This window comes from Desulfobacterales bacterium, assembly GCA_034003325.1.
Taxonomy (GTDB): domain Bacteria; phylum Desulfobacterota; class Desulfobacteria; order Desulfobacterales; family JAFDDL01; genus JAVEYW01.
Genome location: JAVEYW010000024.1, coordinates 1 through 24050, shown reverse-complemented (window position 1 = coordinate 24050; position 24050 = coordinate 1). Strand labels below are relative to the sequence as shown.

At 50.6% G+C, this 24050-nt stretch carries 33 protein-coding genes and 2 tRNA genes; 23 read left to right on the top strand and 12 right to left on the bottom strand.

Annotated elements, in window-relative coordinates:
• Nucleotides 1-23: 23 nt before the first annotated feature.
• The 13 genes from RBT11_19070 (at nucleotide 24) to RBT11_19010 (ending at nucleotide 11542) form a co-directional block, all read left to right on the top strand.
• Nucleotides 24-1007, top strand: a complete 984-nt coding sequence (locus tag RBT11_19070; GenBank protein ID MDX9788886.1) for a hypothetical protein — start codon at nucleotides 24-26, stop codon at nucleotides 1005-1007.
• Nucleotides 1004-4792 (top strand): hypothetical protein, encoded by a 3789-nt coding sequence (locus RBT11_19065; protein MDX9788885.1) that lies wholly within the window; start codon nucleotides 1004-1006, stop codon nucleotides 4790-4792. The genes RBT11_19070 and RBT11_19065 overlap by 4 nt, the downstream gene beginning before the upstream one ends.
• Entirely contained in the window at nucleotides 4792-6264 is a 1473-nt protein-coding gene (locus RBT11_19060; protein MDX9788884.1) for a hypothetical protein, read from the top strand. Before RBT11_19065 ends, RBT11_19060 begins: the two co-directional genes overlap by 1 nt.
• 23 nt (nucleotides 6265-6287) lie before the next feature.
• On the top strand, nucleotides 6288-6524 hold the full coding sequence (locus RBT11_19055; GenBank protein ID MDX9788883.1) for a hypothetical protein: 237 nt from the start codon (nucleotides 6288-6290) through the stop codon (nucleotides 6522-6524).
• Nucleotides 6521-7249, top strand: coding sequence for a hypothetical protein (locus RBT11_19050; protein MDX9788882.1), 729 nt, complete (start codon nucleotides 6521-6523; stop codon nucleotides 7247-7249). The genes RBT11_19055 and RBT11_19050 overlap by 4 nt, the downstream gene beginning before the upstream one ends.
• A gap of 16 nt (nucleotides 7250-7265) precedes the next feature.
• Nucleotides 7266-8879, top strand: coding sequence for a NosD domain-containing protein (locus RBT11_19045; GenBank protein ID MDX9788881.1), 1614 nt, complete (start codon nucleotides 7266-7268; stop codon nucleotides 8877-8879).
• 199 nt (nucleotides 8880-9078) lie between these two features.
• Entirely contained in the window at nucleotides 9079-9342 is a 264-nt protein-coding gene (locus RBT11_19040) for a hypothetical protein (GenBank protein ID MDX9788880.1), read from the top strand.
• Entirely contained in the window at nucleotides 9339-9899 is a 561-nt protein-coding gene (locus RBT11_19035; protein ID MDX9788879.1) for a glycosyl hydrolase 108 family protein, read from the top strand. Before RBT11_19040 ends, RBT11_19035 begins: the two co-directional genes overlap by 4 nt.
• A complete protein-coding gene (locus RBT11_19030) occupies nucleotides 9896-10222 on the top strand; it encodes a hypothetical protein (protein MDX9788878.1) in 327 nt (108 codons plus the stop codon). The genes RBT11_19035 and RBT11_19030 overlap by 4 nt, the downstream gene beginning before the upstream one ends.
• Before the next feature lies 1 nt (nucleotide 10223).
• Complete coding sequence (locus RBT11_19025) at nucleotides 10224-10742, top strand: hypothetical protein (GenBank protein ID MDX9788877.1); 519 nt, start codon at nucleotides 10224-10226, stop codon at nucleotides 10740-10742.
• Entirely contained in the window at nucleotides 10739-11092 is a 354-nt protein-coding gene (locus RBT11_19020) for a hypothetical protein (GenBank protein ID MDX9788876.1), read from the top strand. The genes RBT11_19025 and RBT11_19020 overlap by 4 nt, the downstream gene beginning before the upstream one ends.
• Before the next feature lies 1 nt (nucleotide 11093).
• Nucleotides 11094-11288 carry a hypothetical protein gene (locus RBT11_19015; protein ID MDX9788875.1) on the top strand — a complete coding sequence of 65 codons (195 nt, stop codon included), beginning with the start codon at nucleotides 11094-11096 and terminating at the stop codon, nucleotides 11286-11288.
• Nucleotides 11285-11542 (top strand): hypothetical protein, encoded by a 258-nt coding sequence (locus tag RBT11_19010; GenBank protein ID MDX9788874.1) that lies wholly within the window; start codon nucleotides 11285-11287, stop codon nucleotides 11540-11542. The genes RBT11_19015 and RBT11_19010 overlap by 4 nt, the downstream gene beginning before the upstream one ends.
• Before the next feature lie 383 nt (nucleotides 11543-11925).
• Here the strand turns inward: RBT11_19010 and RBT11_19005 are convergent, their stop codons facing one another.
• From RBT11_19005 to RBT11_18970, 8 genes are all read right to left on the bottom strand, one after another.
• Complete coding sequence (locus tag RBT11_19005; GenBank protein MDX9788873.1) at nucleotides 11926-12330, bottom strand: type II toxin-antitoxin system HicB family antitoxin; 405 nt, start codon at nucleotides 12328-12330, stop codon at nucleotides 11926-11928.
• A gap of 55 nt (nucleotides 12331-12385) precedes the next feature.
• Nucleotides 12386-12571 carry a type II toxin-antitoxin system HicA family toxin gene (locus RBT11_19000; protein MDX9788872.1) on the bottom strand — a complete coding sequence of 62 codons (186 nt, stop codon included), beginning with the start codon at nucleotides 12569-12571 and terminating at the stop codon, nucleotides 12386-12388.
• 150 nt (nucleotides 12572-12721) lie between these two features.
• Nucleotides 12722-13231, bottom strand: a complete 510-nt coding sequence (locus RBT11_18995; protein MDX9788871.1) for a type II toxin-antitoxin system MqsA family antitoxin — start codon at nucleotides 13229-13231, stop codon at nucleotides 12722-12724.
• Between the two features lie 13 nt (nucleotides 13232-13244).
• Nucleotides 13245-13475, bottom strand: coding sequence for a DUF4258 domain-containing protein (locus RBT11_18990; protein ID MDX9788870.1), 231 nt, complete (start codon nucleotides 13473-13475; stop codon nucleotides 13245-13247).
• A gap of 253 nt (nucleotides 13476-13728) precedes the next feature.
• Nucleotides 13729-14367 carry a hypothetical protein gene (locus RBT11_18985; protein MDX9788869.1) on the bottom strand — a complete coding sequence of 213 codons (639 nt, stop codon included), beginning with the start codon at nucleotides 14365-14367 and terminating at the stop codon, nucleotides 13729-13731.
• Between the two features lie 21 nt (nucleotides 14368-14388).
• Nucleotides 14389-14718, bottom strand: coding sequence for a hypothetical protein (locus tag RBT11_18980; protein MDX9788868.1), 330 nt, complete (start codon nucleotides 14716-14718; stop codon nucleotides 14389-14391).
• A 91-nt stretch (nucleotides 14719-14809) separates the two neighbouring features.
• Entirely contained in the window at nucleotides 14810-15820 is a 1011-nt protein-coding gene (locus tag RBT11_18975) for an SWIM zinc finger family protein (protein MDX9788867.1), read from the bottom strand.
• Nucleotides 15821-16100: 280 nt separating this feature from the next.
• Entirely contained in the window at nucleotides 16101-16604 is a 504-nt protein-coding gene (locus RBT11_18970) for a hypothetical protein (protein ID MDX9788866.1), read from the bottom strand.
• A 53-nt stretch (nucleotides 16605-16657) separates the two neighbouring features.
• Between RBT11_18970 and RBT11_18965 the strand changes: the two genes are divergently transcribed.
• A complete protein-coding gene (locus RBT11_18965; GenBank protein ID MDX9788865.1) occupies nucleotides 16658-16963 on the top strand; it encodes a helix-turn-helix domain-containing protein in 306 nt (101 codons plus the stop codon).
• Nucleotides 16964-17016: 53 nt separating this feature from the next.
• Here RBT11_18965 and RBT11_18960 read toward each other — a convergent pair whose 3' ends face one another.
• Nucleotides 17017-17256: a hypothetical protein gene (locus RBT11_18960; GenBank protein ID MDX9788864.1), complete on the bottom strand. Its 240-nt coding sequence runs from the start codon at nucleotides 17254-17256 to the stop codon at nucleotides 17017-17019.
• Nucleotides 17257-17353: 97 nt separating this feature from the next.
• On the opposite strand from RBT11_18960, the gene RBT11_18955 reads away from it, so the two are divergent.
• The gene (locus RBT11_18955) at nucleotides 17354-17797 is read left to right on the top strand and encodes a hypothetical protein (GenBank protein MDX9788863.1); all 444 of its coding nucleotides are present in this window, start codon (nucleotides 17354-17356) and stop codon (nucleotides 17795-17797) included.
• Between the two features lie 79 nt (nucleotides 17798-17876).
• On the opposite strand, the gene RBT11_18950 is transcribed toward RBT11_18955, so the two are convergent.
• A complete protein-coding gene (locus RBT11_18950; GenBank protein ID MDX9788862.1) occupies nucleotides 17877-18260 on the bottom strand; it encodes a hypothetical protein in 384 nt (127 codons plus the stop codon).
• Between the two features lie 35 nt (nucleotides 18261-18295).
• On the opposite strand from RBT11_18950, the gene RBT11_18945 reads away from it, so the two are divergent.
• The 8 genes from RBT11_18945 to RBT11_18910 all read left to right on the top strand — a co-directional run bounded on the left by RBT11_18945 (nucleotide 18296) and on the right by RBT11_18910 (nucleotide 23673).
• Nucleotides 18296-18598: a hypothetical protein gene (locus tag RBT11_18945; protein MDX9788861.1), complete on the top strand. Its 303-nt coding sequence runs from the start codon at nucleotides 18296-18298 to the stop codon at nucleotides 18596-18598.
• A gap of 6 nt (nucleotides 18599-18604) precedes the next feature.
• Nucleotides 18605-19213, top strand: a complete 609-nt coding sequence (locus RBT11_18940; GenBank protein MDX9788860.1) for an AAA family ATPase — start codon at nucleotides 18605-18607, stop codon at nucleotides 19211-19213.
• A gap of 107 nt (nucleotides 19214-19320) precedes the next feature.
• The gene (locus tag RBT11_18935; protein ID MDX9788859.1) at nucleotides 19321-19665 is read left to right on the top strand and encodes a hypothetical protein; all 345 of its coding nucleotides are present in this window, start codon (nucleotides 19321-19323) and stop codon (nucleotides 19663-19665) included.
• Nucleotides 19666-19674: 9 nt separating this feature from the next.
• A complete protein-coding gene (locus RBT11_18930; GenBank protein ID MDX9788858.1) occupies nucleotides 19675-20394 on the top strand; it encodes a hypothetical protein in 720 nt (239 codons plus the stop codon).
• A gap of 50 nt (nucleotides 20395-20444) precedes the next feature.
• A complete protein-coding gene (locus tag RBT11_18925; GenBank protein ID MDX9788857.1) occupies nucleotides 20445-20906 on the top strand; it encodes a class I SAM-dependent methyltransferase in 462 nt (153 codons plus the stop codon).
• A complete protein-coding gene (locus RBT11_18920) occupies nucleotides 20906-21352 on the top strand; it encodes a hypothetical protein (GenBank protein ID MDX9788856.1) in 447 nt (148 codons plus the stop codon). The genes RBT11_18925 and RBT11_18920 overlap by 1 nt, the downstream gene beginning before the upstream one ends.
• Before the next feature lies 1 nt (nucleotide 21353).
• Nucleotides 21354-22415 carry a phage Gp37/Gp68 family protein gene (locus tag RBT11_18915; GenBank protein ID MDX9788855.1) on the top strand — a complete coding sequence of 354 codons (1062 nt, stop codon included), beginning with the start codon at nucleotides 21354-21356 and terminating at the stop codon, nucleotides 22413-22415.
• Nucleotides 22416-22590: 175 nt separating this feature from the next.
• The gene (locus RBT11_18910) at nucleotides 22591-23673 is read left to right on the top strand and encodes a tyrosine-type recombinase/integrase (protein ID MDX9788854.1); all 1083 of its coding nucleotides are present in this window, start codon (nucleotides 22591-22593) and stop codon (nucleotides 23671-23673) included.
• A gap of 16 nt (nucleotides 23674-23689) precedes the next feature.
• On the opposite strand, the gene RBT11_18905 is transcribed toward RBT11_18910, so the two are convergent.
• Together RBT11_18905 and RBT11_18900 are read right to left on the bottom strand one after the other, a co-directional pair.
• Nucleotides 23690-23767: transfer RNA gene (locus RBT11_18905), tRNA-Glu, on the bottom strand.
• A gap of 20 nt (nucleotides 23768-23787) precedes the next feature.
• Nucleotides 23788-23863 (bottom strand) — tRNA-Lys (locus tag RBT11_18900).
• Nucleotides 23864-24050 lie beyond the last annotated feature (187 nt).

Here is a 24050-nt window from a genome sequence, read left to right as displayed (position 1 = left end):
TCACGGCAACATGAGGTAATTCAATGGCATTAACATCCTATGCCCTTTCAGAAAATGCGCTATCCCGGCCGGTAGCGCAGGCGCTACTCCGCCATGCCTTTGACAAGGTTCCTTATGCGCCGCCGACTACCCTGTGGTGCGGCCTGCATCCCGTTACGGCGTTTGCGCAGACCGCCCTGTCCGCCGGGGCACCTTTTTTCGAGCCCGAGCCAAGGACCGATAACGGGTATCATCGGGTCGCGGTGGACTGGGAGCGGGTGGATACCCGGACTGTCACCAATGCAAGCGATGTCGTTTTTCCGGTCCCCATTGTGGATTTGGGAGCCATCGCCGGGTTTGCGTTATATGATGCGCCGGTGGGGGGCAATTATATCGCGCGGGCGATTTTTAACGACATGTTGATCCCCATTCCGGCATACGCCGGGAAGAAGATTTATTTTCCCGCCGGGACGTTGGATTTCACCTGGGATGCGCTCAATCATTATGACAACGGGGTGAACTGGTGTGGGTTCAGCGATTATCTGGCGGATAAATTGAACGGGCTGCTCTTCCTTCATGAGCCGTTTCCATGTCCGGATGTGTATCTTGGGGTCGCCAAAGCGGAGGTCACCCGGTCTGATACGGTTGCGACCATCACGGAATGCGATGCCGCCGATTATTTTCGGTTCCACATTTCGCCGTCCTCAGAAAGCGTGGACAACCCCCAGTGGTATTTTGATGAGATGCGATATGCGATGCTGGATGTCGAAGAGGACACGGAATACTCTCCGGGTGAGGTTGAATACGATCCAGTCGTCATGGACGGGTTTCTCTTTGAAAACTGGGGGTGGCTGCGTGGGTTTTATGTGGATGCAGAAACGCCCGGAACCGGGAATATTTTGGCCCATCATGGCCGGTTCGTAAGGATTGGCCCGGATGCAGCTATGACGACGGCAAGGAAATTCTATTCGATGAACAACAAAGCGATCCATGTAACCCCATCGATTGCTTCTGTGGAGATAAGATGATCACACTGGACCCGGCATTATTATCTGCGCAGAACAGTATGGAACGCCTACCCATCGTCAAAATGAGCTCATCGACCTATTTGCCTGAGCTGCCATTTGACGGAAGTATTTTTAACCCTAATTTCGCGGAAAACGAAGTGGCGCCGAACATGATCCGGCTCTCGGATGATTCACTGGCGATCCTTTATAGCGAGCCGCAGTATGACCGGGTTTATTTCATGCGGTCCGACGCGGATAAATTGCAGTTTACGCAGCCGGTGGTGATTTATGACGGCGTTTCAAGCGAGTTTATCCCCTGCATGGTCGAGCTGCCAAACGGCAACATCGGCGTGATCCTGGTGGACGTGCCAAATGGCCTGATCCGGAGAATGGTCATTACCCCCGCGGGCGCGGTCGTAACGGCGCTATCTACCATACAGGATTGGAGCACCAGCTATACCATCTCGGGCGGCACGGTCGTGAAACTGGCCAACGGCACCTATATGGCTGCCATTGGCATTTTAAACGAGAGCACCGGCGTCTGGAGTATCGGCAGTTATGCATCCGCTGATTTTCTGGCCTGGGGGGCCATCTCCTATTTCTCGCTGCCCGGGCTGGCGGATGATCGCGAAAAGCTGAACCCGTGCCTGTATCAGGCATCCACCGGGGCGCTGGTGCTGGCCATTGAATACGCGAGTTTCGAAAACGAGAACGGCCAGATCATTACCAACATCTTCACCTTTTTGTCGAACGATAACGGTGTCACCTGGGCAGCCGGGGATCAGGTCACGAATTATACCAACCTGGCGCAGGATGCGAAATACCCCAGTATCGCCGAAAAAAGCGACTGGGACATCATATTGGCCTACACCGAGGAGGAGACGGTCAGGTTTATTGATGCGGATTCGGTCGGGTATCTGGCGGCCAGCGGCGGCGAAGTCATTTATGACGATTTATACCCCACAGAAATGCATTATGACCCGGCTACTGGATTGCTGCATGTGCTCAATTCTTACAATAGCTCGGGCACCAAACATATTGTGGGCCTATTAACCATTGATATCGCGACCTGGACGATTCAAAAAGCGGTTACGAACCACACCGTGCCAGCGTTCAGCGATATTTATACCGCCAACAATATTTTGAGTGATAAATGGCGTAGCGATGGGCAGTTTCTCTGCTTCGGGATCAGCGGCGGATTTCATTTCGCTGTGTACAATGCCGAGGCCGATACCATTGTGCAATATAGCTTGAATGAAAGTATCACCTACGGCCTTGACCCGAACATGAATGCGCAAATGTCGGTGGGGTGTGCGTATGATATAAATCATAGCTGCCCCGTAATCGCAGCCCAGGTGGTGGCGAGCGACCGCCGGTTATACCTTCTATTGGCTTACAGCTCGGCTTATTGCGCGACGATCATCGTCGGATCGATTGATCTTGCTGAGAATGTCGATCCTATAACAAATCTTGCCAGTTTCACTGAGGTATGGAAAATCGGTTATCAGGCGACAAGGCTGGTCATAACTCAAGGCGACGATAATAATTTCCTGGTTTCTCCGGATGACGATCTCCTGTTCGTGGCGGCGCATAATTCCCTTGCGGTAGGCAACGAACAATACCATGGCGGGCTATGGGTAATCCAGCTATCTACCGGTCAACTGATCTTCTCCATGAATTATATTACAAACTCTTCTTTCCATAAATGCGGGATCAGAAGGCTATGTTATGCCAACGGGCATCTGTACGGATCGTTTGACTATTGCGAGAATTATGGCCAGGAAGACCGGCGCGGCTTAATGGATATCAATATCGCGGCTCAAAGCGTTTCTTATCACCGGCCGACTTATGCCTCCCTCGACAGTTATGCCCTGAATGGCAAGACAGTCGGCCCGGACGGTAAAATATTGATCGCCACCACAACTGAATTTGGCGTTGTCACGTTTGATCCACAAACTTACGAATGGACGTATTATAACGAGGAGACCGTTCCGGGGATAGCAAACGGCGGGTTACTCGGTTTTCGCAGTGTCGCTTACAACCCAACCGACCAGACTATCTTCGCAGGCGCATATTGGACGACCGGCTATCAGACCAAGTCCTACGTGGCGGCCTTCAATGAGACCGGCGCTTTTCAACAGAGTAAATATTACACCGGCGCGCTGGTGGAAGGGAACACGTATTCGTTTTCAGCGGAACCGGCCGTGCTGACGCTGAATTCGTATGATTACGATGCATCCGTGGTCTACGATGAAACGGACAGCCTATGGGCGGTATGGACAAACCGAAGGATAACCAAGCGATCCGTTATGTGGGACTCAGAGACGCAATCGCCCGATCTGACATCACGGCTGGTGTCCGGAACCCCTATCGACATTACCTGGGACATCACGGGCCCGAACAGGTTAACATTCTCCCTGGCAGACGGCCATCTCTTCGACCCACAAAATGCATTATCCACGCTGTCTAATGCCGTCAAAAAAGGCCGCGTGATCGATATCAGTTTCGGTGAAACGATCGGTGGCGTGCCTTACTGGCAATCTCAAGGGCTGTTTATCGTCACCGAAAACCGGGTTTCTTATGTGAAAGGGTCGGCGCCCGTTATTTCCGTTACCGCGGAAGACCAGCGCACAGTGTGGGAGCACATGAATATCGTGGCGACAGAAGATTATTCTTCGGCGATGCCGGATAATATTCTGATTGATTTACTTCAGGATCATTGCGGGCTGACGGCCTCCGGCTACGATGTCCCGGCGTTTGCCAATGAGCACGAATGCTTCATTCAATGGGTGGATCAAAGCTTTGCGGACATCGTGAAAAGTTTGTGCGACCATTTCGGGTATTTTGCCTGCGTGGATACCAGCAACAAGGTCACCTTTCGGCGGATTGATTTATCTCGCGCAGAAACCGATAATATCTACCCGCAGGCCGTGATCATCGAGTTTTCGCCGGAGGATAATTATTCGAATTTCGTCAATCAGGTGGTCGTGAATGGCGAGAGCCATGACAATATAGAGGTCCTCTATGAGGCCGAAGCAATCAAAACCCTCAACGGGACTCTTGGCTGGTGGGGTGGCGAGAACAAGGTCAAGGTTTGGTACTCCGAGGACAAATCAAGGACGTGCCTGAATCCGCGGCTGGAAGTCCATCAGAGCGTAAAGGATTACGGGCCGTTCATGGGCTTGTTCTCAGGATATGGCAGCGAGGGCATCGTGGGCGAGGACGATCTGCACCAATGGTGCGAGGTTAAGACCGAGATGCCGAGCCTGATCGGTTATGTGATCGGTGAGATTGCATTGCTGGTAGGGACAGCCACCATGGCTATGACATGTGATGGTAGCCGAAATTGCGGGATTTACATCGCCATGACATCAACGGCGTGTTCCGCGCTATTTGAAACGCTGTCTTCCGTGGCGATGTATCATTACACCGTCTGGGCATCCCCTGTTGGTTATGAGAAGCAGCAAATATCGGGCAAGGCTGATGATGTCGAAAAGCAACAAGAGATGAACGGGCAGATAGTAACCGAAAGTATCGATGATCCGTTTTGCTACGAGGTAGGGCATTGCTTAATGGTGGCCGCCTTTGAGCTTGGCATTGCCCGGGCGCAACGAAACACGGTCAAGGTTGTAAAAACGGCCCATTTACAGGATGAAATCGGAGATATAGTCAGTCTATCCCATCCGTACACAGGCCAGCCGATCCGCGGGTTTGCTACCGGGTTGACGCGATCCTATTTGAAACCGGATTCAAATGACGGTGGTGACGGCGGGTTCACGGACACCGTCACGATGTGGAGGCTGTAATGCGTCAATACGGCAGAAAATTTGTTGACCGGTATGTCGCTAAAAAAATAGCGGGCGCGACTGAAACCAGGGACGCCGTGCTGGTGGCTATCGATACGGTATCAAAGGTGGCAAGGGTTAAAATAAACGGGTCAAGCAAGCTCGTGACTGCCCATTACCCGCGCAACTGGTTTACGCTCCCGTATTATATGAAGGTCGGGAACGCCGTTCGGATCACGCATCGGGGCGGTGTCAGGGGCTACGTCGAAATCTCCGGCGAAGGCCGCGCCATTCCGTTCGCCGTATCGGTCACCGATTTGGTCAACCCGACATTGTCTGACGGCATCATCAGCGGGCTGGAAGTCACTATCGATTCGACCGGCACACGCTTTATCGTTTCTCCAGGCACCTATCGCATCAACGGGGAATTATACGCTTACGCCGGCACGGAGGTGATGGCCACAGTGGACCCGATGATGATGGAAGACCCATCCTCTCACACCATGGGGGATTTTGCCGTTATGGGGGAAACATCCGAATGGGCTGGGGACGACTTGCAAATCATTCCGCCAGATGGGTTCCCCGGCATGGGGTGGCACATTTTATTCGGATATATCGTTTTATCGATAGGAGTCGACGGGCCGGTGTTAACCGTTGGTGAATCCACCCCAGACTACACCATTCATGCGGCGCCGGTTATGCCGGATATTCCTTCGGATCATATCCAGCTGGCCTATCTGCTGGAATATACGCGGTATGGCATTGAACACGGGCCGTTATATGAGACCTCCGATTTGAATGTGCCCTGGATCGATCCATACCCATCCTATTTTAAGGTCACAAATTATCAAAACATATCAAAATGGCCATGCGATTCGATAGGCTATGAACCGCGAGGCGATGATGACGGTGACGGGGTTGGCGCGTATATTCATACCAACCCAATTAATTTAAAGATATGCGACCCCGATTGCCATTGGATAAAGCACTTCCCGTGCCCCGCACCGAAATACAGGATTACGGTGGAGGTCATGAACCAATATGATTGGCCTGAATGGGGACCAGATGGCGAACCGTGGCAGGTCAATGGGCAGATGATATATGGGTCCGGGAATTCTACGTTTGGCCCCGTGCATGTCATCGACCAAAGCAGGGGGTTAGTTAATCCGTCTCGTATTTTGACAACTGAGCTATCGTCGGAGGCACATACTGAGTTTTCATTCGAATATCTGCGGGATACGGCAACGGCAGGCATAGCCTCCGGGTATGACGTGGAAGAGGCGGACCCGGTGTTCCAATTGTCACTGAATAATAAGGGCTACGAGTACGTTGTGACCAATATCCACATCAATATCCTTCAAAAAGAAACGCAGGACAACACTGGGATTTTTATAAGTGGTTGCTTCATTCAGGGGCAGGTATATGAAAAGCCGGTATTTATTAATTTCGGGGGGAGCGAGGCTCCGACCCAGCTGAAGGTGGAAGATCTATGACGATTTTTAGGCGGCATAACATAATGATGGGCCAATTGGCTGAGATAAGGGAAGCCGTGGCGTATCAAACAAGGTTGCTCGAAACGATTGTGGACCAACTGGACATGCGGGAAAAAACCGCTGCGCAAGCTCGCATGGATTGGGAACAGCATAAAAAGCGCATTTCCGGAATGCTCACGAGAATGCCGGGAGTCGCCGGCAACCAGCAATATCAAGAGGCTATCAACAATATTTTCGACACCATCGGGGCAAACAAATGACAACAGATTATCACACGCCATACCAGGATAACGTCACGACGTTCCGGGCCGCGGACATGAACCCGCCATTGGCTGCATTGGATGCAGCGATTGGGGCAAATGCACTGGCTATAACCGGCAAGTCGGATTCTTCTCACACCCATGACGACCGGTATTACACAGAAGACGAAATCGATTCGATCGTATCTGGAATAGGCGATGGCGATGTCTTCGGGCCTGTAACCAACACCGCTGATTACGTTCCGCAATGGAATGGCGCCGACTCAAAAACGCTCAAAAATGGGTTGTCCGTGGTAACCACCATTGGGGATCCGGGGTCTGATGCCGCCATCCCGACAGAGCAAGCCGTCCGGGAGGCGATAGCGTCCATAGGCGGCGGGAGCCAGCCCTATATCATTGGCGGGTCGTTCAATGGCTCGCCAACCGCGAGTCTGGTGCTGGTGATTCACCCGTTTGCGATCGATGTGACATTCCCGGCCGGGCTGGCCACATCAAAACTGGTTGCGACTGTGGCGGCCACTGCTGAAACGGTGTTCAGTTTAAAGAAAAACGGGGTCGAGTTCGGGACGGCAACCTTCGCGGCGGCCGGAACCGTGGCGACGCTTGCGGCGGCATCTGACGCGACTTTTGATGAATCAAGCGGGGATATATTCACACTGGTTGCGCCGGCAACGCCGGATGCGACGCTGGCCGGTTTAGGCTGGGCGATAAGGGGGGCAAGATAACATGGGGGGAAACAGCTTGAAAAAATACTTGATGGCAATTCTATTTCTGTTGGCTTTTGCTGCGAGTGGCCATGCGGCTGTCGCCTACGTCGATCTGGTTTCAGGCAATGATACCACAGGAGATGGCACAGCCGGGAATCCATACCTGACAGCCGAAAAAGCAGATGATATTTTGACCGGCGGTGGGGATGAGATTCGTGTTGCCAAGTCCGCTATCACGGCCCTTTCCGGGACGCTCACCTTCACCAATGGGAGTGCTTCGATCACGACTAGCGCCGACCTTTCGGGCGTTCTCGCCGATGGATATCTAATCAGTAAAAACTCCGAAAGCGGCGGAACCGAGGGCTGGTGGCATGTAAGCAGCGTTACCACTGATACCATTACGCTATCCGCGCAGTACTGGGGAACCTCTGAAACGACCTCTGCTTATTACGTTATCCCCGCTGCAACCGATGATTCTCACTGGGATGGGGTCAAAGAAGGGGCATCAAAAACCAGCCGAATGAAGATCTCTGGCGGGTGGGATTTATCAACTGAAACACGAGATGGATACACGGCGGTTACCAACAGCGATATCTATGGCACTATTCGGATAAGTAGCAATTATATTGAGTTATGTTATTTTATTGCTGTGAATTTGTACTCAAGTGCCGCCTATGGCTCGTTTTATGTTACCTACTCTTACGGTTATTTCCATGATCTATATGCAAGTGGAGCGAATTTAAGTAGTGGGTTTTATCTGAGTGGCAAACAAAGCATTGTTTCAGATGTTGTCTGCACGGCTGGAGAGCGAAACTTTTACATTGACGGCGGAGATAATAATTATATAGAGGATTTATACTGTTATACCTCGTGCAACTCGTCCACGGTATATGGAAATCTTTATATGACATATACCTCTAATAACATTATCAAAAACGCGAACATTTTTAATTCTCCGATTTATGGCATCAAGTCTTCTCTCGCTGGATATATTTATATTAGCAATTCCACCATCTCTAATAATACTGGAGTTGGAGTTGTAGCGTCATCCGCAGGCCCAATTTTTATCAGCAATTCAACCATCTCATATAGCACGACCGCCATCAGTGTAGACTCTTCATCGCTTGCCTATCTTTACGCAAACACATTTTCGAACAACTCTGGATCTAATGTGGCAATTTCAGATGTTACAGGATGCCCTGTATCGTTGCCTGGCGCCTATGAACTGGATTCTGATGGCGTTCATAAAACACATTTTAGAGATGATGATAACGGCACTAGAATCTATCAATCAGATACAACTGAGGCCAGGAGCGGCACCTGCATTAATATCCCAGCGGCTGGTGGCTACGTTTACACCCCTGTAAAAATTGGCTCTGTAAAAATAACCTCAGCCGCCAACAACATAACCCTATCCGCCTACATGAAAGCTGATGCTTCCTACAGCGGGTTTGTCGCAATGTACGCCATCCAGAACGGCAAGCCGGTCGTTCCTTATACCGACAAAACCCTGACAACGAGCTACGCTCAGCAATCAATAACTGTTTCATCCGCTGCTCTGGTGGTTGGTGAATATCTCGATCTTTGGGTTGGTGTCTCCGGGACAGCCGGTAACGTCTACATCGACGATTTCAGCTACGCACAATAGGATTTTCTCATGGCCGGTGAAAACGATTTTACAGAATGGAAAGATGGGCAGCCGGTAATTGATTCTTCTGACGGCTCCCTTGACGACTGGAAGGATGGCGAGCCGATTACCCTTTCGACGGCTGACGCAGGGGAACCACCCGGCCCAGGTAGCCTTCAACCGGTAGTGTTTATATGCACATAGGTTAAGGATTTTCACGATGCCCTGGATACTCGAAAAATTAGAACACCCCGCGTGGGCAGCTAAATACGGCCCGGAACTGCGCGATACCACCCGATACGACCCCTACGCGCTTTCCTGCGTGATCGAGGATCGCGGGGACGGGGTCGCCTTGGTGTCCAATGCCGCTGGCAATAGCGGCCGTATCCCCGCGCGTGAGGAGCTGCGGGGGATGCTAATCGATTTAGGGTTTAGCCGTGTTCGGTGGATACGCTTAATAGATGAGGAGTTGCAGAAGAAATGACCCCGTTGCGAGTGGCGCTTGACTTTATCCTGAAGCAAGAGGGCGGCTATGTGAACGACGCCGTTGATTTGGGCGGCGTAACCAATCATGGAATTTCGTTCCGGTTTTTAAAGTCACTGGCCCCGGAGCTGGCGGACATCGATGGCGACGGCGACATCGATGCGGAGGATGTCGCCGCCATGACACCGGCGGCTGCCGAAATGATTTATGAAAAGGAATTTTGGGAGAAAATGGGACTCGCCATGCTCCCTGGGCCGGTTGCCATCGCCATGATGGATACCGCCGTGAATATGGGGCCTGCCGGCGCGACGCGGATTTTACAGAAAACGGTTCATGATATTGGCGCCGGGATCAAAATTGACGGCATTCTGGGGACCAATACCGTATTTCTGGCGGCTGCTTTTGGAAATGATCACGAATTTATCCCTCAGTTTCTTTTGAATCGGATTTGGAGATATCAGGAAATTGTGCTGGCAAACCGGAAACTGGCGAAGTTTTTGAACGGTTGGTTGTGCCGGGTATTCGCGTTGAACGCTTTATTGAGAAAGGCCCGATGATGCCAATAAGCAAAGAGGAGCGAGACGAGATCATCGCGATCGTTTTAAACTCAAAGAAAAGTGATTGCCTGTGCGGGTTGAACGGGGATTCCCAGGCGGAAATGGGGCATCTTTTCGGCCGGCTTCGGGACCTGGGGAATGGGAACCTGAGCTGCGGAATAGAGCGGTTTTCACGAGCGGTCGGCCTGATGGCGAAGGTAAGTCGATGCGGTGAGAAGGTGGGGGGGGCCGTTGCGGTGTTTATCGTTATCTCTATTCTCGGCGGGTTTGGGCTTTTGATCAGGATGGGGATAGAAAAAGCGCTGGAAAAAGGAGGCCCCTGAAGTGAACGACATCATTCTAAGGCCGGGGGATATTTTTTGCACGGAAAATCCGATGGCCATCGGACGGGCCATCAATGCGGTGCAGGCGTTCTGGGACCCGGACGGGGAATCGAAATACTCCCACTCGGGAATCATCATCAGCGAAACCGGCGAAACATCTGAAGCCCTGTGGACCATTAAGAAATCCAATATCGATCAATATGCCGGCAAGCCCATTATCATCGGCCGGCATCGGGACATGACGCTGAAGTTGTTCCGCCAGGCCTATGGACGGATAGAAAGCCAGGAGGGGGCCTGGTATCCCCTGTGGCGGCTGCCGTTGCACCTGTTCCCGCCGTTGGCAAAGTATATCTGTTTTACCAGCATGCCGGTATGCTCGGAATGGACCAGTAAATTTTTGCAGGCAGCCGGCATCTTTCATGATTGGTCCGGGAAAACGCCGGACTATTTGGCTGATATGATAATCCGGTGGCGATGGTGGGACGTGGTTTACGAAGGCATATGGGAGAAAAATCGATGAGCAAACGACTTCTGATTGTGTTGCTTTTAATGTCAGGCCTCATGTCCGGTTGCTTATTTGGCAGGGACACGGGGGTTGCCCTGGTTGTTTCTACCACTGTGATTACGGAGACGCCGGCGACTGAGACGGAACCAGCCAAGAAGGTTACCACGATAAAGGAAGCCAGGTACGAACGGAGTGCGTGGGTTGACCAGCAGATTGAGGGGGCATCATTTACTCAGCAGGTAGACGGAACGATTAATTTTACCCTTACCGGGCAGCAATCACAAAGCACGGCATTGGTTAAGGCGGTGGACGCTGTAGTCAGTACCAATGAAATGCTGAAAGAAACCATCAAAAAGGTGCCATGAAATGAAATGTCCAAACTGCGACTGCAATCTCCCTGTTGACCGGTACGGGAACGTGGACTGGAGAGAAGTGCTTGACCGGAAAGAACGAATCGTCAAACGGGTTAGGCACCTGACCATTTACCGGCAATGGGATCATCAATCCGCATTCGAGCAGGCCAAGCAGGAAATTTATTTCGGGAGTCCAGAGGCGCTGTGAGCAAAGTTACCGACGCCTGCCGAATAGCTGAAAGCTTTATGCGGATTGGCTATGAGCCTGAGGGCGCCCTTCTGCTGGCAACCCGGCGGGTGAACGGAGAGGAGATAAAGGGCATGGCCGGCGTCGTGCGGCGGATAGCCGAAGATATCAACACTCTGGCCGCCAGAATGCCTAATGAGAACATGGCGTTTGCGGACAAGGTGTTGACGGCCGCGGTTAAATGCCGGTTTGTTTTAAATGATGTGCTGCAATAACTTTCAGGCGGAGGATATCCGTCCTCCCACCGGCCCACCCTCGGGCTTCCTGGGTAGGGGATCGGGCGCGACATTGACGCCGGTAGATAATGGCTTATTTGGGCTGTCATCGCATTTGTGATATTCCCATAAAAATTCGTTGTGCTCGATCTGCCGTTTCAACCGGTTGCGCATTTGGTTTTTGCGGGGGTGGAAAAATTTCATGGCCGAGGCTCCATCCGTGATGTGCGGAACAATAAAAAAGCAGAATGTATGGGAATGGTAAATGGGGCTGTTCCAGTTTTAAATAAGAATTACGATGGATAGTTATTACGGGCGGCCATTCGGGTCGCCGCCTGCACGCGCCCGGGCTTCTGGGGTAGGGGCTCGGGCGCGACTACTCTTTATTCAGCGTGACTTTCGATATATTCCTTGGCGGCCTCCTGAAGTAATGCTGACCGCTTTAACCCGGTTTTTGCGCGGAAGGCGTCCACCTCCTGCAACAGGCTGGCCGGGAAAGACACGTTGAAGCGTTTCGTGTCCTCATACCCGCGCAGAATTTTTTCATCCACCGGTACCGGAATAATTTGCGCCCCAGGGTATTGTTTTTCCAGATCCGCTTTTGGCGTTCTGGGATGTACGGTGGTTTCAGCTACCGAGAGACACCCGGCCAAAGCATCCACCGCGTTTTCATAGGCCTCTTCCCAGGTGCCGCCGAAGGTTTCGCATACCTCAACGTCCGGAATGGAGGCCGTTACGTTCCCCTCCGGATCTTTTTTGAAAATTCCATAATAAAATTTTTCCATCATCTACTCCTTTCTTTTTATATGAACCAAGCGGCGGCCCCTTTCGTGGCCTCGCGCTTTAGTTTTGGGTTTTGATTCCGGCCCGGGTCAGGATGTTTTCCACGGTGCCCTTCGGGATATCCCCTTTATGCCTTGGGATGGGGATGGTTATCCCGCCGTTGCTCCAGATTTCGTGTTTTCCCTGGCGAACCAGCTTCCAGCCGTTTGCTTTGAGGATCTTTTCCAGCGCTGTTTTTTTCATCATTCCTCCTCAATAGGTATGATTTGACTATAATGTGTTATTACACACTTGTCAACGATAAAATGTATCAAAACACACTATGTTTAATGGGGAATAAAAAAACCCCGGCCGAATGAACGGGCGGGGTTTTTTATTGCTCGGGGGGAAAGTGCTTTAACAGGTTTCGTGGCAACTTGCTTTTTGTTTTGTCCACATCCAGGGGTGAATATCCAGGTGTTTCCCTGTCTTATGTTTGGCTATGATCTCCGGGAAAAACCGCTCTAACAACTCCTTTTTTTCTTGGGGCTGAAGCCCCTTGAAATCGGCATAAACGAGCCGAAGGATGCGGTCATACTCCTTTGATATTGCCTGCGCGTCATTTTCCCATCTTGAAATGGTTGCGATATCGGCCCCGATGATCTTGGCCAGCCGGGTGGCCGTCAGGCCGATGTTTTTTCTTAAAAAGCGGATTTCCTTTCCACTTAACAAGGAGTCCTGCCGGATAATGGCCATGCCGATCACCCTGTGCAGATCGGGAAGCGCCGGAATGCTGATGATGCTTTCCCCGCATTTGCACCGATAAATATCCAGATTTTTAATTATCAAATTGTCGAGCCCGGATTCGATATACGGATAATCCTCGGGCTTGCATGTCATATCCGAATGACAGAACGGGCATTTCATAATAGCCTCCATTTTAGCCGTGCACGGTGATGCAAAGCACGGCAGGCTCTTTTTCCAGAAGTGCCACGACAAGCGTCAGGTCCTCGCCGTCGATGTCTTTCCCTGTTATTTTACACTTGTGGTTGTGTTGTTCAGGATCTTCTTCCACGCTGACAATTTCGCCCCAATTAATCACATAGAGGTAATCATCCATTGTTGCGTTGCGCGCGGCCATCTGGTCTCGGCAGTGCTGGGTGAATCGCATGCATTTATTCTGAACGATATCTCTAATTAGGGATCGAGCTGTTTCTTTATCCATATATTGCGTATACCCGAGGTCTGTTTGTCAAGAACTATTTGACGCGGCGTCAAACATTATTAAGTTATATACAAGATGTTGTAGAATTTTGATTGTAAATATCTATGTATACTATTACTGATTAAATTTTAATCCCCTGTGAGCCCTTCCCATCCACCCACCCGCCGCATTGAGGACACTCAAGCGCCCCATTATTTGCCTAATCATCAATTATATACTTTACAAACCGCCGCCCGAATCCAGTCAGAACAATAGCCGATACGCCGGTTGGGGTCATCTCTGTAACGCATAGGCTGTTTAGATGCATCACGAGATCCCTGACTTTTTCTCCACCTATCCCAGGAAGATGATGTTGCAAGGAGGGAAATTGCATTCCCTCATTTCTTTTGCCATCGGCTGGGGTGTTGGCGATTAACACCTTGATTATTTTTAAGTGATCGATTTGCATTTCTTCGATAATACGAAGGCATCTGATTTGCTCATCGTAATCATCGGTGGCAGACTTGATCGAATTCAAAAGAAACCGTCGGAATAGATCTCTTTTTTCCCGGTTTTGTTCTCCAGCAGCTTTTATCATCGTCTTTTCAAATAGTTCTTTAAACGCTTCCGTGTTCACGTATTTTTCAGATGCCTCGGATTTTAAATCATTTAGATCGTCGCATAGCCGTTTAATCACCTCATAAACACGATCTTCTTTGCGATCGATAGAGACGCCAGACAAGAAGGCACTGATCGGACCACCAAACCTATCCATGGTGCTGGCGATAATTGTCAAGAGCCCCAACATTTTTTCAGATGCGTCTGACTTACGTAATTGATCTATTTGGTTGCTGTCCACAGGGTATCTTTCTAATAGGTTTTATATATTATCCGGCAGCCGCATAATGGGTTCATCGTCTTTATAATGTCCAAAATCCCCGAGCGGACGGGCATTGGTGAATCGCCATGGCGCCTTGACCATGATTTCAAGCGCCGGATCCCCCATGCCGATCAGATAGACGGGGATCGAAAGGCCGAGCAGTGTCAATGTTGACCCGATGGCCACGGATAAGCTGACAGGCCGCACCAGAACAAGATCGACCACCTTGAGACCGGCAGATGGCCGCCAGGTTTCATCAGCAAGCGTGCGACTGGATGAAAGCATTATAAATAACCCGGTCGCCAATACTATACGCAATCCCTTTTTCATAGCCCCTCCTCATTGTAGTTGACCGCAATCCTGGCCAGGACGCCGTTTTTTCTTTTGATCTGCCCCTTAATGGGTGGCCCCGATTCCCTAATCAAATGTATTGCAAAACCGCCTCTTGAATTGCAAGCGAACACTTGGTTTTGCTACCATCCGGAAAAGGACTTTGCCCATATGCAAATCTGTTCTCATCGAAATTATATCCACATTTCATGTAAGTTAGGGCCGTAAAATCGATGATATCAACCCACGGCGACTTTGATTTGTCTATGATGATATAAAACGATCTGGTTCCGCGTATCTTTTCGTTTATTTGAATATGTAGCATTTTATTAAACACTGGGACGCCTTTGTCGTCTAATGAAGCCTTCCGTATAAATGCTTTTATGATATTTTCGCGCGTTATTTTTGTGTTTATTTTTTCTCCAATAATCGTTTTGGAGATATGTTTACAGCATCTCCGAAAATCAGTAACAGGAAAACCGGCTCTTCGTTCAACGAAATCCGGGCATGTGCAAGAAAGTTGTGACAAGTCAACTACATATTCATTTCCTTTAGATCCGGTTACTTTAATACTTTTTGGAAGCTTTTTGAGTTTATCGATATCATATTGCGGGATTTGCGTTTCTGTAATGGTGGCATCCACTGAGGTAATTGGCTCTCTATGTTTTCTTTCTGGAAGGAGTCCATTGAACTCTTCCCAGGTCTCCATCAGCTCCTTCAAAAAACCCGTTGGGCTCCTATATTCGAATGGGTACATGCCGTCATCCCATTTTTTCTTTTTTATGTCGTAAACATATTCATAATTATCTTCTTCACAACAAAGGCCTTCTACCGCTATTACTTTAATTTTGATTCTTGAATCACCTTGTTTGGATATATCGGCCGTCAATGTACCTATGGTATCCGGGCCAATTGTTTCTTGTGATGTGAATCTTACGTAATCGCCGAAATCTTGTTTTGAATTGGCTTCATGGGTGCGAAAATGGGGCTCTAAATTTTTTGTTTTTGGCTTTGCTCGGCGGGGTTGCGTGCTCTTAGGCTTCGATCCCAAAAAAAAAGAGGCAATGGCTATTAAAACTAAAACCGCAATAAAAAAATTCATTCGATCACCCTAATCTCAGATCTATCATTTTTCCGACTATCCTTTATTTTTCGTGAGATATAGAACAACAAAACGAATTAATAAGGTATTATTGGTTGTGCGGGTTTACAATAGGCACTCGTGCCTATTTTTATATAGGTAAAAGTGCCTATATGCTGCTGTAAGATCCAGATACCCATGCATAATTAAGGGGCAACTTACCAACTATCTGTATCCCGTCCGTCCCAGTAATCGAAGAAGTTCACAACTTTACAATTGGTACCCATCGAGCACACCCAACTCATTTTGAGTTGGTGCTGCCTCGGTTCTTTTGTTCCGGTTTGTTGATGGTCGTTGCTCTAACTTCAGCAGCAACTGTTTTTATGTATGTCGCTAATTCTTGAAACCGTTCGGGCTTAAGCTTTTCTATTTCGTTCAAATCCTCATTGACGCTTAACGCTAACTCTTTGTTAATAAAGCGCTTAACGACTGAAAGGTGTCGGAGTTCAACAATATTGTCACTCTGCGCCTCGATTATTTCAGGGATATCTGAATCGGTATACACGGGTTGTTTTTGAAGCGACCCTTTTGGTGATTGGCCTATCATCTCTTCGTATGGGATATTAATTTCTTTGGCGACAAACCGTCGCCATTCTTCACTGCCTCCTCGTCTTTCCGCTAGCACATTAGAAAGCTGTTTATCGCTTATTTTCAAACGCTTGGCTAAGTCGCGTTGTTTGCCACGATAGCTCGTATTGAACCATTTTTTAAGCTCCCTGCAAAAAGACAAAGTAAGATTATCCATAATAAATATTCATATCGAAAAAAAAGTTTTCAATGTGAATCTTTTTTGTTGACATGAGGTTTCATATTGAATACTATCGAACCATGAAACGACAAATCAATATAGCTAAGGAAACGGGCCTCCACCCATCGACCCTTTCAAATGTAATTAATGGTCGCCGGCGTCCATCATGGAAATTGGCCAAACGCCTCTGCCAAGCCGTGCCTGGCACCACCCCGGAGCTGTGGCTTGAAGGCGCTCCGGAGCAGATCCGAGCCGCCATCGAATCGGCAGAAATACCAGACCAGGACAACGAATCATGCACGGAATGCGGCGCGGTAAAACTGCGCTGCGAGCAGGAGGCCGTCAATGGATACTGAAAAAAACACAGATACCGAAGCCATGCAGATTTTGGACTGGCTTATCGCCGGCGCTAAGCAGTGGGCAGCGTCCCAGGGCCGGCCGCAATGGTTTCAGCAATCCGCCGCATCAAACCGGGATTGCTCCGGTAAAGAGTGATTTGTGCGGAGGCTTCGGCCTCCGAGAGTTCTTTATCCAGATCATAATGCGTAGGAAACGCGGCGCGAAAAACGCCAAATGCAAAAACAGCCTCCTCTTTGGATATACGGGCATATTCAGAGAGCAGCTTAATGATAATGTCAGCATGCGTCATGACACCCTCCATATATTTTTTGGGGGTTGAAAACATATAATAATATTCGCTTTTTTTTCTTGATACCACAGAAAATCGAACTGCAAAAGGAACCCCCATGCGAGATGAAGTGATTGATGTCCTGGACGCGGCGGCTAAACGCTACCCAATTAAAAGGCTGGCTGGAGACCTGAACAAGGCCGAAAGCAGCCTGAGAAACGAGCTGACCCAGCAGAACGGCTACAAGCTGGGGCTATGGGACGCCGTCCTGATCATGCAAAAGACAGGTGACCTGACGGCCCTGAACATGCTCGAAGAGTATTTCCACCGGATCGCCTTCCCCATCCCCAGCCCGAACGACCACAGCCCGCACCCGCTGATGCGCCTCATGGCGGACATGAGCAAGGAGTTCGGGGAGACCATCGGAGCCCTGTCCGATGCCTGGCGGGACGGGGTGATTTCAAAGGCGGAAATCAAGCGGTGCCTGAAGGAGAACCAGGATTTGATCAAAAAGTGCATCGAGGTCGAGGCAAACCTGAAAAACTACCTGGGGGAGAGATGAAACCATCCAAAGGCGTATCCGATTTCTTGTGCGGGCTACTGTTTATGTCCGCCCTCATTCTGGCCGGCTCAGACGGGATTTATTTCCCGCTGCCGAACCTGGCCGGGATCGCGTTGCTCATGGTGTTTGCGGTGATGGCCAATGTTCGATCCCGGCCGGAGTCTTCAAACAAACCATATCGCGCGCGTCCTCGATATGGTCGAAGGCAATCCTTGTTTTCTTCCCGCCCGCCCGTGGCGGTAATAACGGGCGCTCCTCCTCCTCCAATGATCCCGGAAAAAGGGTGCTGCCGCTTACCGCCCGTTTGCGGCGGCACTCTCTGGGTCAACGGGGCGTGAGACATGGTTCCGGTTAAAATCACCGGCATATTGGAGACAACCCCGGACGGTGTCCGCGTTGTGATCGAATCCACCGGGCGCCCGGCGTGGCTGCCAAGGGCGCACGCCACCTTTTTCCCGGGCATGGTCGTCATCCCGGAGTGGTTGGAGAAGAAGCTGTATGCAGGAAAATATCAAAACAAAAGCAGATCTCTTTGAGCCGCCGGCACTCACGCCCGAAGGAGAGCTGTGGGCGGCGGTGATCATGACCGCGGTGCAGGACCTCCATGATAAAAGATCCACCAGGGAAAAAGAGCGTAAGCGGAGATCCGCGGCGCATTATTTATTCGAATCCAGGGCCGAGGGCGTCGGCAGCCTAAAATGGGTGTGTGACAATTTCGGGATTTGTAGCGCGTATATTCGCAAGATGGCGGCAAAGCGGGGAGTTGTGGATTCGAAACGGCATCTGGTGCAGAAGGGGTAAATAAAAATGGGTAAATTATACGCTTTTTCAGGGGCGCACGGGACTGGCAAGACCACGTCCGTCTATGCGTTTGCAGCGGAGCTGAAGCGAGACGGCGAGGGGGATGTCGCGGTGCTGATGGAGACCGCCCGGCGGTGCCCGTTGCCGGTGTTCGGTGTGGGCTCGATGTCGTCACGGGACGCCCAGCGGTGGATATTCTGCGAGCAGATGCGGCGGGAGATGAATGCGGTAATCCAAAACGACATTACGGTGTCGGACCGGACAGTGGTGGATGCCATCGCCTATTCGCTGCTGCTGGGTTTTGAGGATCTGGCCGCGGATCAGATGACCCTGGCAAAACACCATATCGGGATTTACGATGTCGTGTTTTTTAACATGATCTGCGGCCCGCCGGCCAACGATAATTTCAGGTCGACCGATGCCGCTATGCAGCGCGAGTGCGAGCGGATCATGCGGAACATATACCGGACGCTGAATCTGCCGGTGATCGAAATACGAATGAAGATGGAGGGGAAATTCAATGGAAGCGCCGACCTATATTCCGATTCCAAAGAGCGCATGCGAGCTGGTGGGCCCGTACCGGTGCCCGGAATGCTCCGGGGCGGTAATGTTTGACCGCCGGTGGGCCAGCATGGAGGATACGCTGTTTTGCCCGTATTGCCTGGCTACGCTGAGACGCCCGGCCAATTTAACCAACTGTGTTGTAAAGGAGGAAACGATCAATGCCTGAAGAAGCAGAAAAGCTGTCCCTGATCAACATTATCGACGGCGGCGCCGTGGAAATGTTCGATCGCGCCATGGAGCGGGTGCTGGAAAACATCAACGATATCAACACCACGCTGAAACCTCGTGAAATTGATCTGAAGGTAACGTTTGCACCTATTGACGACAGAACCCTGGTGGTCATGAATGTGCAATGCGTCCCGAAGCTCCAGGGGCAAGAAGGCATCAAGTTTACGGCGGACCTCCGGATTGACTCACGGGGCCGGGCGTATGCCATGGAGCGCCGATCGATGCAGCGGCCACTGCCGCTTTTAAACGTGACCGAACTATCGAAACAAAATTAAGGAGGACTCATGTTGGCAGCATTTGTGGATAAAATATTGAGCCTGGGGGCTATTCAAAAAACGGAAATCGGCGGTCGCATCTACACCAAAGGGGCCATGACCCTGGTGCAGGCGCCGGAGCACAGCGGGCCGGGAACACTGAAATTCAGAACGTTGCGGGGGCTTGCGGATTACGTTTTTAAAAACGCAGACATAACCTGTCTGGAGGATACGTTTCTGCATGTGCATGATTTTAATCGGGTACTTCTTCAAGGCCATCTAATACCGGCGGCCTGCAACACACGGTTTTTGTATGCCGAGGCGGAACTCCATGCGAAGTCTTTCGGGTTCGGCGTCTGGTATGACCTTGAGAACTTCATCATAGCGCTGCAAAGCATGTTTGTTGCCGACGATGCGACCGAGTCTTTGCTTGGCTTGCTCCGTCACCTTGCCAATGAGCATGTGGTGGAAAACAAGGATGACGGGTTCAGCCAGGGGGTGCAGATCAAAACCGGTATTACCACAAAATCGCAGGTGAAAATCACCAACCCGATGACGTTCCGGCCCTACCGGACGTTCCGGGACATTGAGCAGCCGCCTTCGCAGTTTATTTTCCGGCTGCGAAAAGGCGACAAAGGCTTGCTATGCGTCCTTTTTGAGAGCGACGGCGAAGCCTGGAAGCTGGACGCGATTGCCGGCATCAAGGCGTGGCTCGAAGCGCAACTTCCTGAAGCTATTGTTATTGGTTAGCGGGTTATATTTATATTATGAAAATTTTGGACGCATGTTGTGGAAGCAAAATGATGTGGGGCGATAGGCAGAATCCGGCCGTCGTGTTCGGTGACATTCGCTCTGAGACAATCACTGTCACCGATAGATCGCACGGAAAAACGGATGGCAAACGGACGCTTGTAATCGAACCGGATATCCAGCTTGATTTCCGTAGTCTACCCTATTCGGATAACACTTTCAGCCTAGTTGCTTTTGACCCGCCACATTTGGAGCGGGCGGGCCGTAAAAGTTGGATGGCAGCCAAGTACGGAAAGCTCGGCGAGAACTGGCACGATGATCTGCGCCAAGGCTTTGATGAGTGCTTCCGGGTGCTGAAAAAAGACGGTGTGTTGGTCTTTAAATGGAACGAAACCCACGTGGGCATTAAAGAAGTGTTGAAACTCGCACCAGTGCGGCCGCTGTTTGGCCACCTGACCGGCCGGAAAGGCCTTACTCATTGGCTGGTATTCATGAAGGAGGGTGACTCATAATGAGCAAAGCGCTTAGAAACGTGCTGACGTCCATCGCCATGTGTGAGGCTATGGTTAAATCAATAGCCGAGGATTACAGGTCAAGAAGCCGTAATAAGACTGTGCTTGGCTTGACGGCGCGTATTGTGGATTCAACCCAGGCCGCTATGCGGGCGTGGCCTGGCGAGCTTGACGGCAAGGCAATCAAAAAGATTTCCGAGCGTCTCGGCCGCTTTGAAAAAATATACGGGAAAGTGAATGAGGTGGTCTTCATGACATCAACTTCCCTTGGCATTTTGGAGGATATACTGCCCCACATTAAAGACCAGGAGAAGTGCGCTGCTATTGAAAAGCTCATTTATGCCATTAACCGCCTGCATGTTTATTTTGACCGGTCATTGAATAAAATACCGGTCTATCAGCGGGCGGGAGAAGCTGTCAAAACCTGGCGCATGCTGGAGGCGTGAGATGCCTACAAAAATAGAATGGTGCGATGAGGTGTGGAATCCAGTTACAGGTTGCACGCCAATCAGCGAGGGCTGCAAGAATTGCTATGCTGCCCGCATGGCAAAGCGATTGGGCGGTCGGTATGGGTATCCAGCTAATGATCCGTTTCGGGTGACGTTTCATCCCGACCGGCTGAACGATCCATTAAAATCGAAGCAGCAGCGCCGTATCTTCGTTTGTTCCATGGGTGATCTTTTCCACGATGAAGTGCCGTTTAATCATATAGCGGCCATATTTGGTGTTATGGTTTCGGCATCGCGCCACACATTTATGCTCCTGACCAAACGTCCTGATCGGGCAATCAAGTTTTTTGAATGGGTGGCAAAAAGGGCAGAAGACGGTCGGTTCCTTTTCCCATATGACAACAACGAATGGAGAATTTGGCAAATGCTGTGTGTTGAGGGGCGGAGATTCAACGCGGATATTCCCCCGCACCATGGCGGAGAGTGGCCTTTGCCGAACGTCTTGATCGGTGTTACAGCCGAAAACCAGGAACAGGCCGATAAGCGGATACCTGTCCTTTTGCATATCCCGGCTGCCGTGAGATTTGTTTCGGTAGAACCGATGCTGGGGCCTGTAGATTTTCAAAATATCCACCTCGGGCAGGATGTTTTTGCGAACGTGCTGTCGGGTGATGCCTGGTGCGCAGGGAGGGGGCCGCAAACCAATTTGGATGCGACAATAAACTGGGTCATTTGCGGCGGAGAAACCGGGCCGGGCGCCCGCCCGATGCATCCGGACTGGGTTCGGTCGCTGAGGGACCAGTGTTTTGGTGATGGAGTGCCGTTCTTTTTTAAATGTTGGGGTGACTGGGGGCATGGCTCACACTTTAAAAAAACATCTCACGTTGTTTTTCAAGACGGCCAAAATACAGAATGCACACGTGATAAATTGCACAGGATCAGGCTGATCCATGGCGACGGTTATGTTGGAAAGGGGTCTACAATGGCAAGGGTCGGCAAAAAAGCAGCCGGCCGCATGCTCGACGGTCAGACATGGGACCAAATCCCGGCTGGGCCGTGAAATCCTGTAACAAAAAAGGCATTGACAGTGGCAACTGACATTCCAAAAATAATGTCCGCAAAGCAGGTGGCCGATTTATTGCAAAAAAACCACCGGTGGGTCTATAATCATTCGCGAGAGCTGAATGGGGCAAAGATCGGCGGCGCATTATTTTTCACATTGGAGGGGGTGCTGTATGCCATACAAAGACGGCAAGGGATGGCGGGCGGTTGTAAAGAAGGACGGAAAACGGATAGCCCAGCGGTTATTCGCTTTAAGGAGGGACGCCGTAGACTGGGAGATTCAGCAAAAGAAGGCGCTGAAGAAAGCCGAGAAGAGGCAGCGCGCCGGGCTGGACTTACTGAGTTTTTGTAGCAAATACCTTATCTACGCCGAACGATACACCAAAAAGGTCTATGACGAGAAGAAAAACGTATGCAAAAGAATCATGAAAATCTGGGGCCCGGAAACATTTGTGGACGACATCTCGACAGAGATGGCCGAGTCGTTTCTCTTGGACCAGAAAGAGGAGCGATCAGCCAACGCCTCGAACAAGGACCGAAAGAACCTCATGGTTATGTGGCAGAAGGGTGTTTTAACCTGGGGGGTGGAGCAAAATCCCTTTACGTTGACGGAACGCTATGCCCACGACCGAGCAAACCAATACACGCCGCCATCGCAGGATGTCCTACAGGTCCTGTTGGTGGCGACCAGGAAAGAACGTGTGCTGTTATATGCCTACATCCAGACCGGCGCGCGTCGGTCCGAACTCTACAGATGGAACTGGATCGATGATATCAATTTCGAAAAGCGACAGTATCGACTGGGCACCCGGAAAACCCGCGATGGATCAATGCGGCACGAATGGTTTCCGATGTCAGATGAACTCTACGATGAACTGTGGTGGTGGTGGCAAAACCGGCCGATCAAAGACAGTCCGTGGGTGTTTACGGATGATCAGCCAGGCCCACACTATGGCAAACAATATAAGGAGCGCAGGCGGTTTATGGCGGGCCTCTGTAAGCGAGCAGGCGTCAAGCAGTACGGATTCCATGCCCTTCGCAGATTCTGTGCCTCATGCTTGGCCGATGCCGGAAAGTCAACCAACGCGATCCGACGCTTCCTTCGCCACCAAAACGTCAGGACGACAGAGATTTACATCCAAAATATTAACGACGATATGCAGGACGTTGCGGACGCTCTCACAACCAAGAATTTATTCCCGGTACCCGGCAGCGGTACCCCGGAAAACGAAGAAGGAGTCAACCAAAGCGGCTAACTCCTTCTTTTTATTATGGCGTCCCCAAGGGGATTTGAACCCCTGTTGCCGGCGTGAAAGGCCGGTGTCCTGGACCAGGCTAGACGATGGGGACGAGAGCCTGCATAAAATATGTGGTGGGCCGTGTTGGACTCGAACCAACGACTCTCTGCTTAAAAGGCAGATACTCTGCCGACTGAGTTAACGGCCCGCGTGAGAGTCCTGTCTTTTACATGTCTGATAGGGGCTTGTCAATAAAAAAGATAAAAAATGTTACGAACAAATGAATTGTCCGGACTTGTAGCACATGATTTGTCCGGTTTTATATGTACCTATGGAGGTGCATATGAAGCCGACAGAATTGCGACAGGAGATTCGGAAGATGAGATTTGAAGAAG

Excerpts from the sequence above, each read along its gene's own strand:
- RBT11_19070 (MDX9788886.1), top strand. The coding sequence starts at position 24 with ATGGCATTAACATCCTATGCCCTTTCAGAAAATGCGCTATCCCGGCCG.
- RBT11_19065 (MDX9788885.1), top strand. The coding sequence starts at position 1,004 with ATGATCACACTGGACCCGGCATTATTATCTGCGCAGAACAGTATGGAA.
- RBT11_18990 (MDX9788870.1), bottom strand. The coding sequence starts at position 13,475 with ATGCGATTCACCCAGCACTGCCGAGACCAGATGGCCGCGCGCAACGCA.
- RBT11_18955 (MDX9788863.1), top strand. The coding sequence starts at position 17,354 with ATGCGAGATGAAGTGATTGATGTCCTGGACGCGGCGGCTAAACGCTAC.
- RBT11_19040 (MDX9788880.1), top strand. The coding sequence starts at position 9,079 with ATGCCCTGGATACTCGAAAAATTAGAACACCCCGCGTGGGCAGCTAAA.
- RBT11_18920 (MDX9788856.1), top strand. The coding sequence starts at position 20,906 with ATGAGCAAAGCGCTTAGAAACGTGCTGACGTCCATCGCCATGTGTGAG.
- RBT11_18945 (MDX9788861.1), top strand. The coding sequence starts at position 18,296 with ATGCAGGAAAATATCAAAACAAAAGCAGATCTCTTTGAGCCGCCGGCA.
- RBT11_18995 (MDX9788871.1), bottom strand. The coding sequence starts at position 13,231 with ATGAAATGCCCGTTCTGTCATTCGGATATGACATGCAAGCCCGAGGAT.
- RBT11_18910 (MDX9788854.1), top strand. The coding sequence starts at position 22,591 with ATGCCATACAAAGACGGCAAGGGATGGCGGGCGGTTGTAAAGAAGGAC.
- RBT11_18965 (MDX9788865.1), top strand. The coding sequence starts at position 16,658 with ATGAGGTTTCATATTGAATACTATCGAACCATGAAACGACAAATCAAT.
- RBT11_18915 (MDX9788855.1), top strand. The coding sequence starts at position 21,354 with ATGCCTACAAAAATAGAATGGTGCGATGAGGTGTGGAATCCAGTTACA.
- RBT11_18975 (MDX9788867.1), bottom strand. The coding sequence starts at position 15,820 with ATGAATTTTTTTATTGCGGTTTTAGTTTTAATAGCCATTGCCTCTTTT.
- RBT11_19035 (MDX9788879.1), top strand. The coding sequence starts at position 9,339 with ATGACCCCGTTGCGAGTGGCGCTTGACTTTATCCTGAAGCAAGAGGGC.
- RBT11_18925 (MDX9788857.1), top strand. The coding sequence starts at position 20,445 with ATGATGTGGGGCGATAGGCAGAATCCGGCCGTCGTGTTCGGTGACATT.
- RBT11_18940 (MDX9788860.1), top strand. The coding sequence starts at position 18,605 with ATGGGTAAATTATACGCTTTTTCAGGGGCGCACGGGACTGGCAAGACC.
- RBT11_19015 (MDX9788875.1), top strand. The coding sequence starts at position 11,094 with ATGAAATGTCCAAACTGCGACTGCAATCTCCCTGTTGACCGGTACGGG.
- RBT11_19060 (MDX9788884.1), top strand. The coding sequence starts at position 4,792 with ATGCGTCAATACGGCAGAAAATTTGTTGACCGGTATGTCGCTAAAAAA.
- RBT11_18950 (MDX9788862.1), bottom strand. The coding sequence starts at position 18,260 with ATGCCCGGGAAAAAGGTGGCGTGCGCCCTTGGCAGCCACGCCGGGCGC.
- RBT11_19000 (MDX9788872.1), bottom strand. The coding sequence starts at position 12,571 with ATGATGAAAAAAACAGCGCTGGAAAAGATCCTCAAAGCAAACGGCTGG.
- RBT11_19055 (MDX9788883.1), top strand. The coding sequence starts at position 6,288 with ATGATGGGCCAATTGGCTGAGATAAGGGAAGCCGTGGCGTATCAAACA.
- RBT11_19020 (MDX9788876.1), top strand. The coding sequence starts at position 10,739 with ATGAGCAAACGACTTCTGATTGTGTTGCTTTTAATGTCAGGCCTCATG.
- RBT11_18980 (MDX9788868.1), bottom strand. The coding sequence starts at position 14,718 with ATGAAAAAGGGATTGCGTATAGTATTGGCGACCGGGTTATTTATAATG.
- RBT11_18960 (MDX9788864.1), bottom strand. The coding sequence starts at position 17,256 with ATGACGCATGCTGACATTATCATTAAGCTGCTCTCTGAATATGCCCGT.
- RBT11_19005 (MDX9788873.1), bottom strand. The coding sequence starts at position 12,330 with ATGATGGAAAAATTTTATTATGGAATTTTCAAAAAAGATCCGGAGGGG.
- RBT11_19050 (MDX9788882.1), top strand. The coding sequence starts at position 6,521 with ATGACAACAGATTATCACACGCCATACCAGGATAACGTCACGACGTTC.
- RBT11_18970 (MDX9788866.1), bottom strand. The coding sequence starts at position 16,604 with ATGGATAATCTTACTTTGTCTTTTTGCAGGGAGCTTAAAAAATGGTTC.
- RBT11_19030 (MDX9788878.1), top strand. The coding sequence starts at position 9,896 with ATGATGCCAATAAGCAAAGAGGAGCGAGACGAGATCATCGCGATCGTT.
- RBT11_18930 (MDX9788858.1), top strand. The coding sequence starts at position 19,675 with ATGTTGGCAGCATTTGTGGATAAAATATTGAGCCTGGGGGCTATTCAA.
- RBT11_18935 (MDX9788859.1), top strand. The coding sequence starts at position 19,321 with ATGCCTGAAGAAGCAGAAAAGCTGTCCCTGATCAACATTATCGACGGC.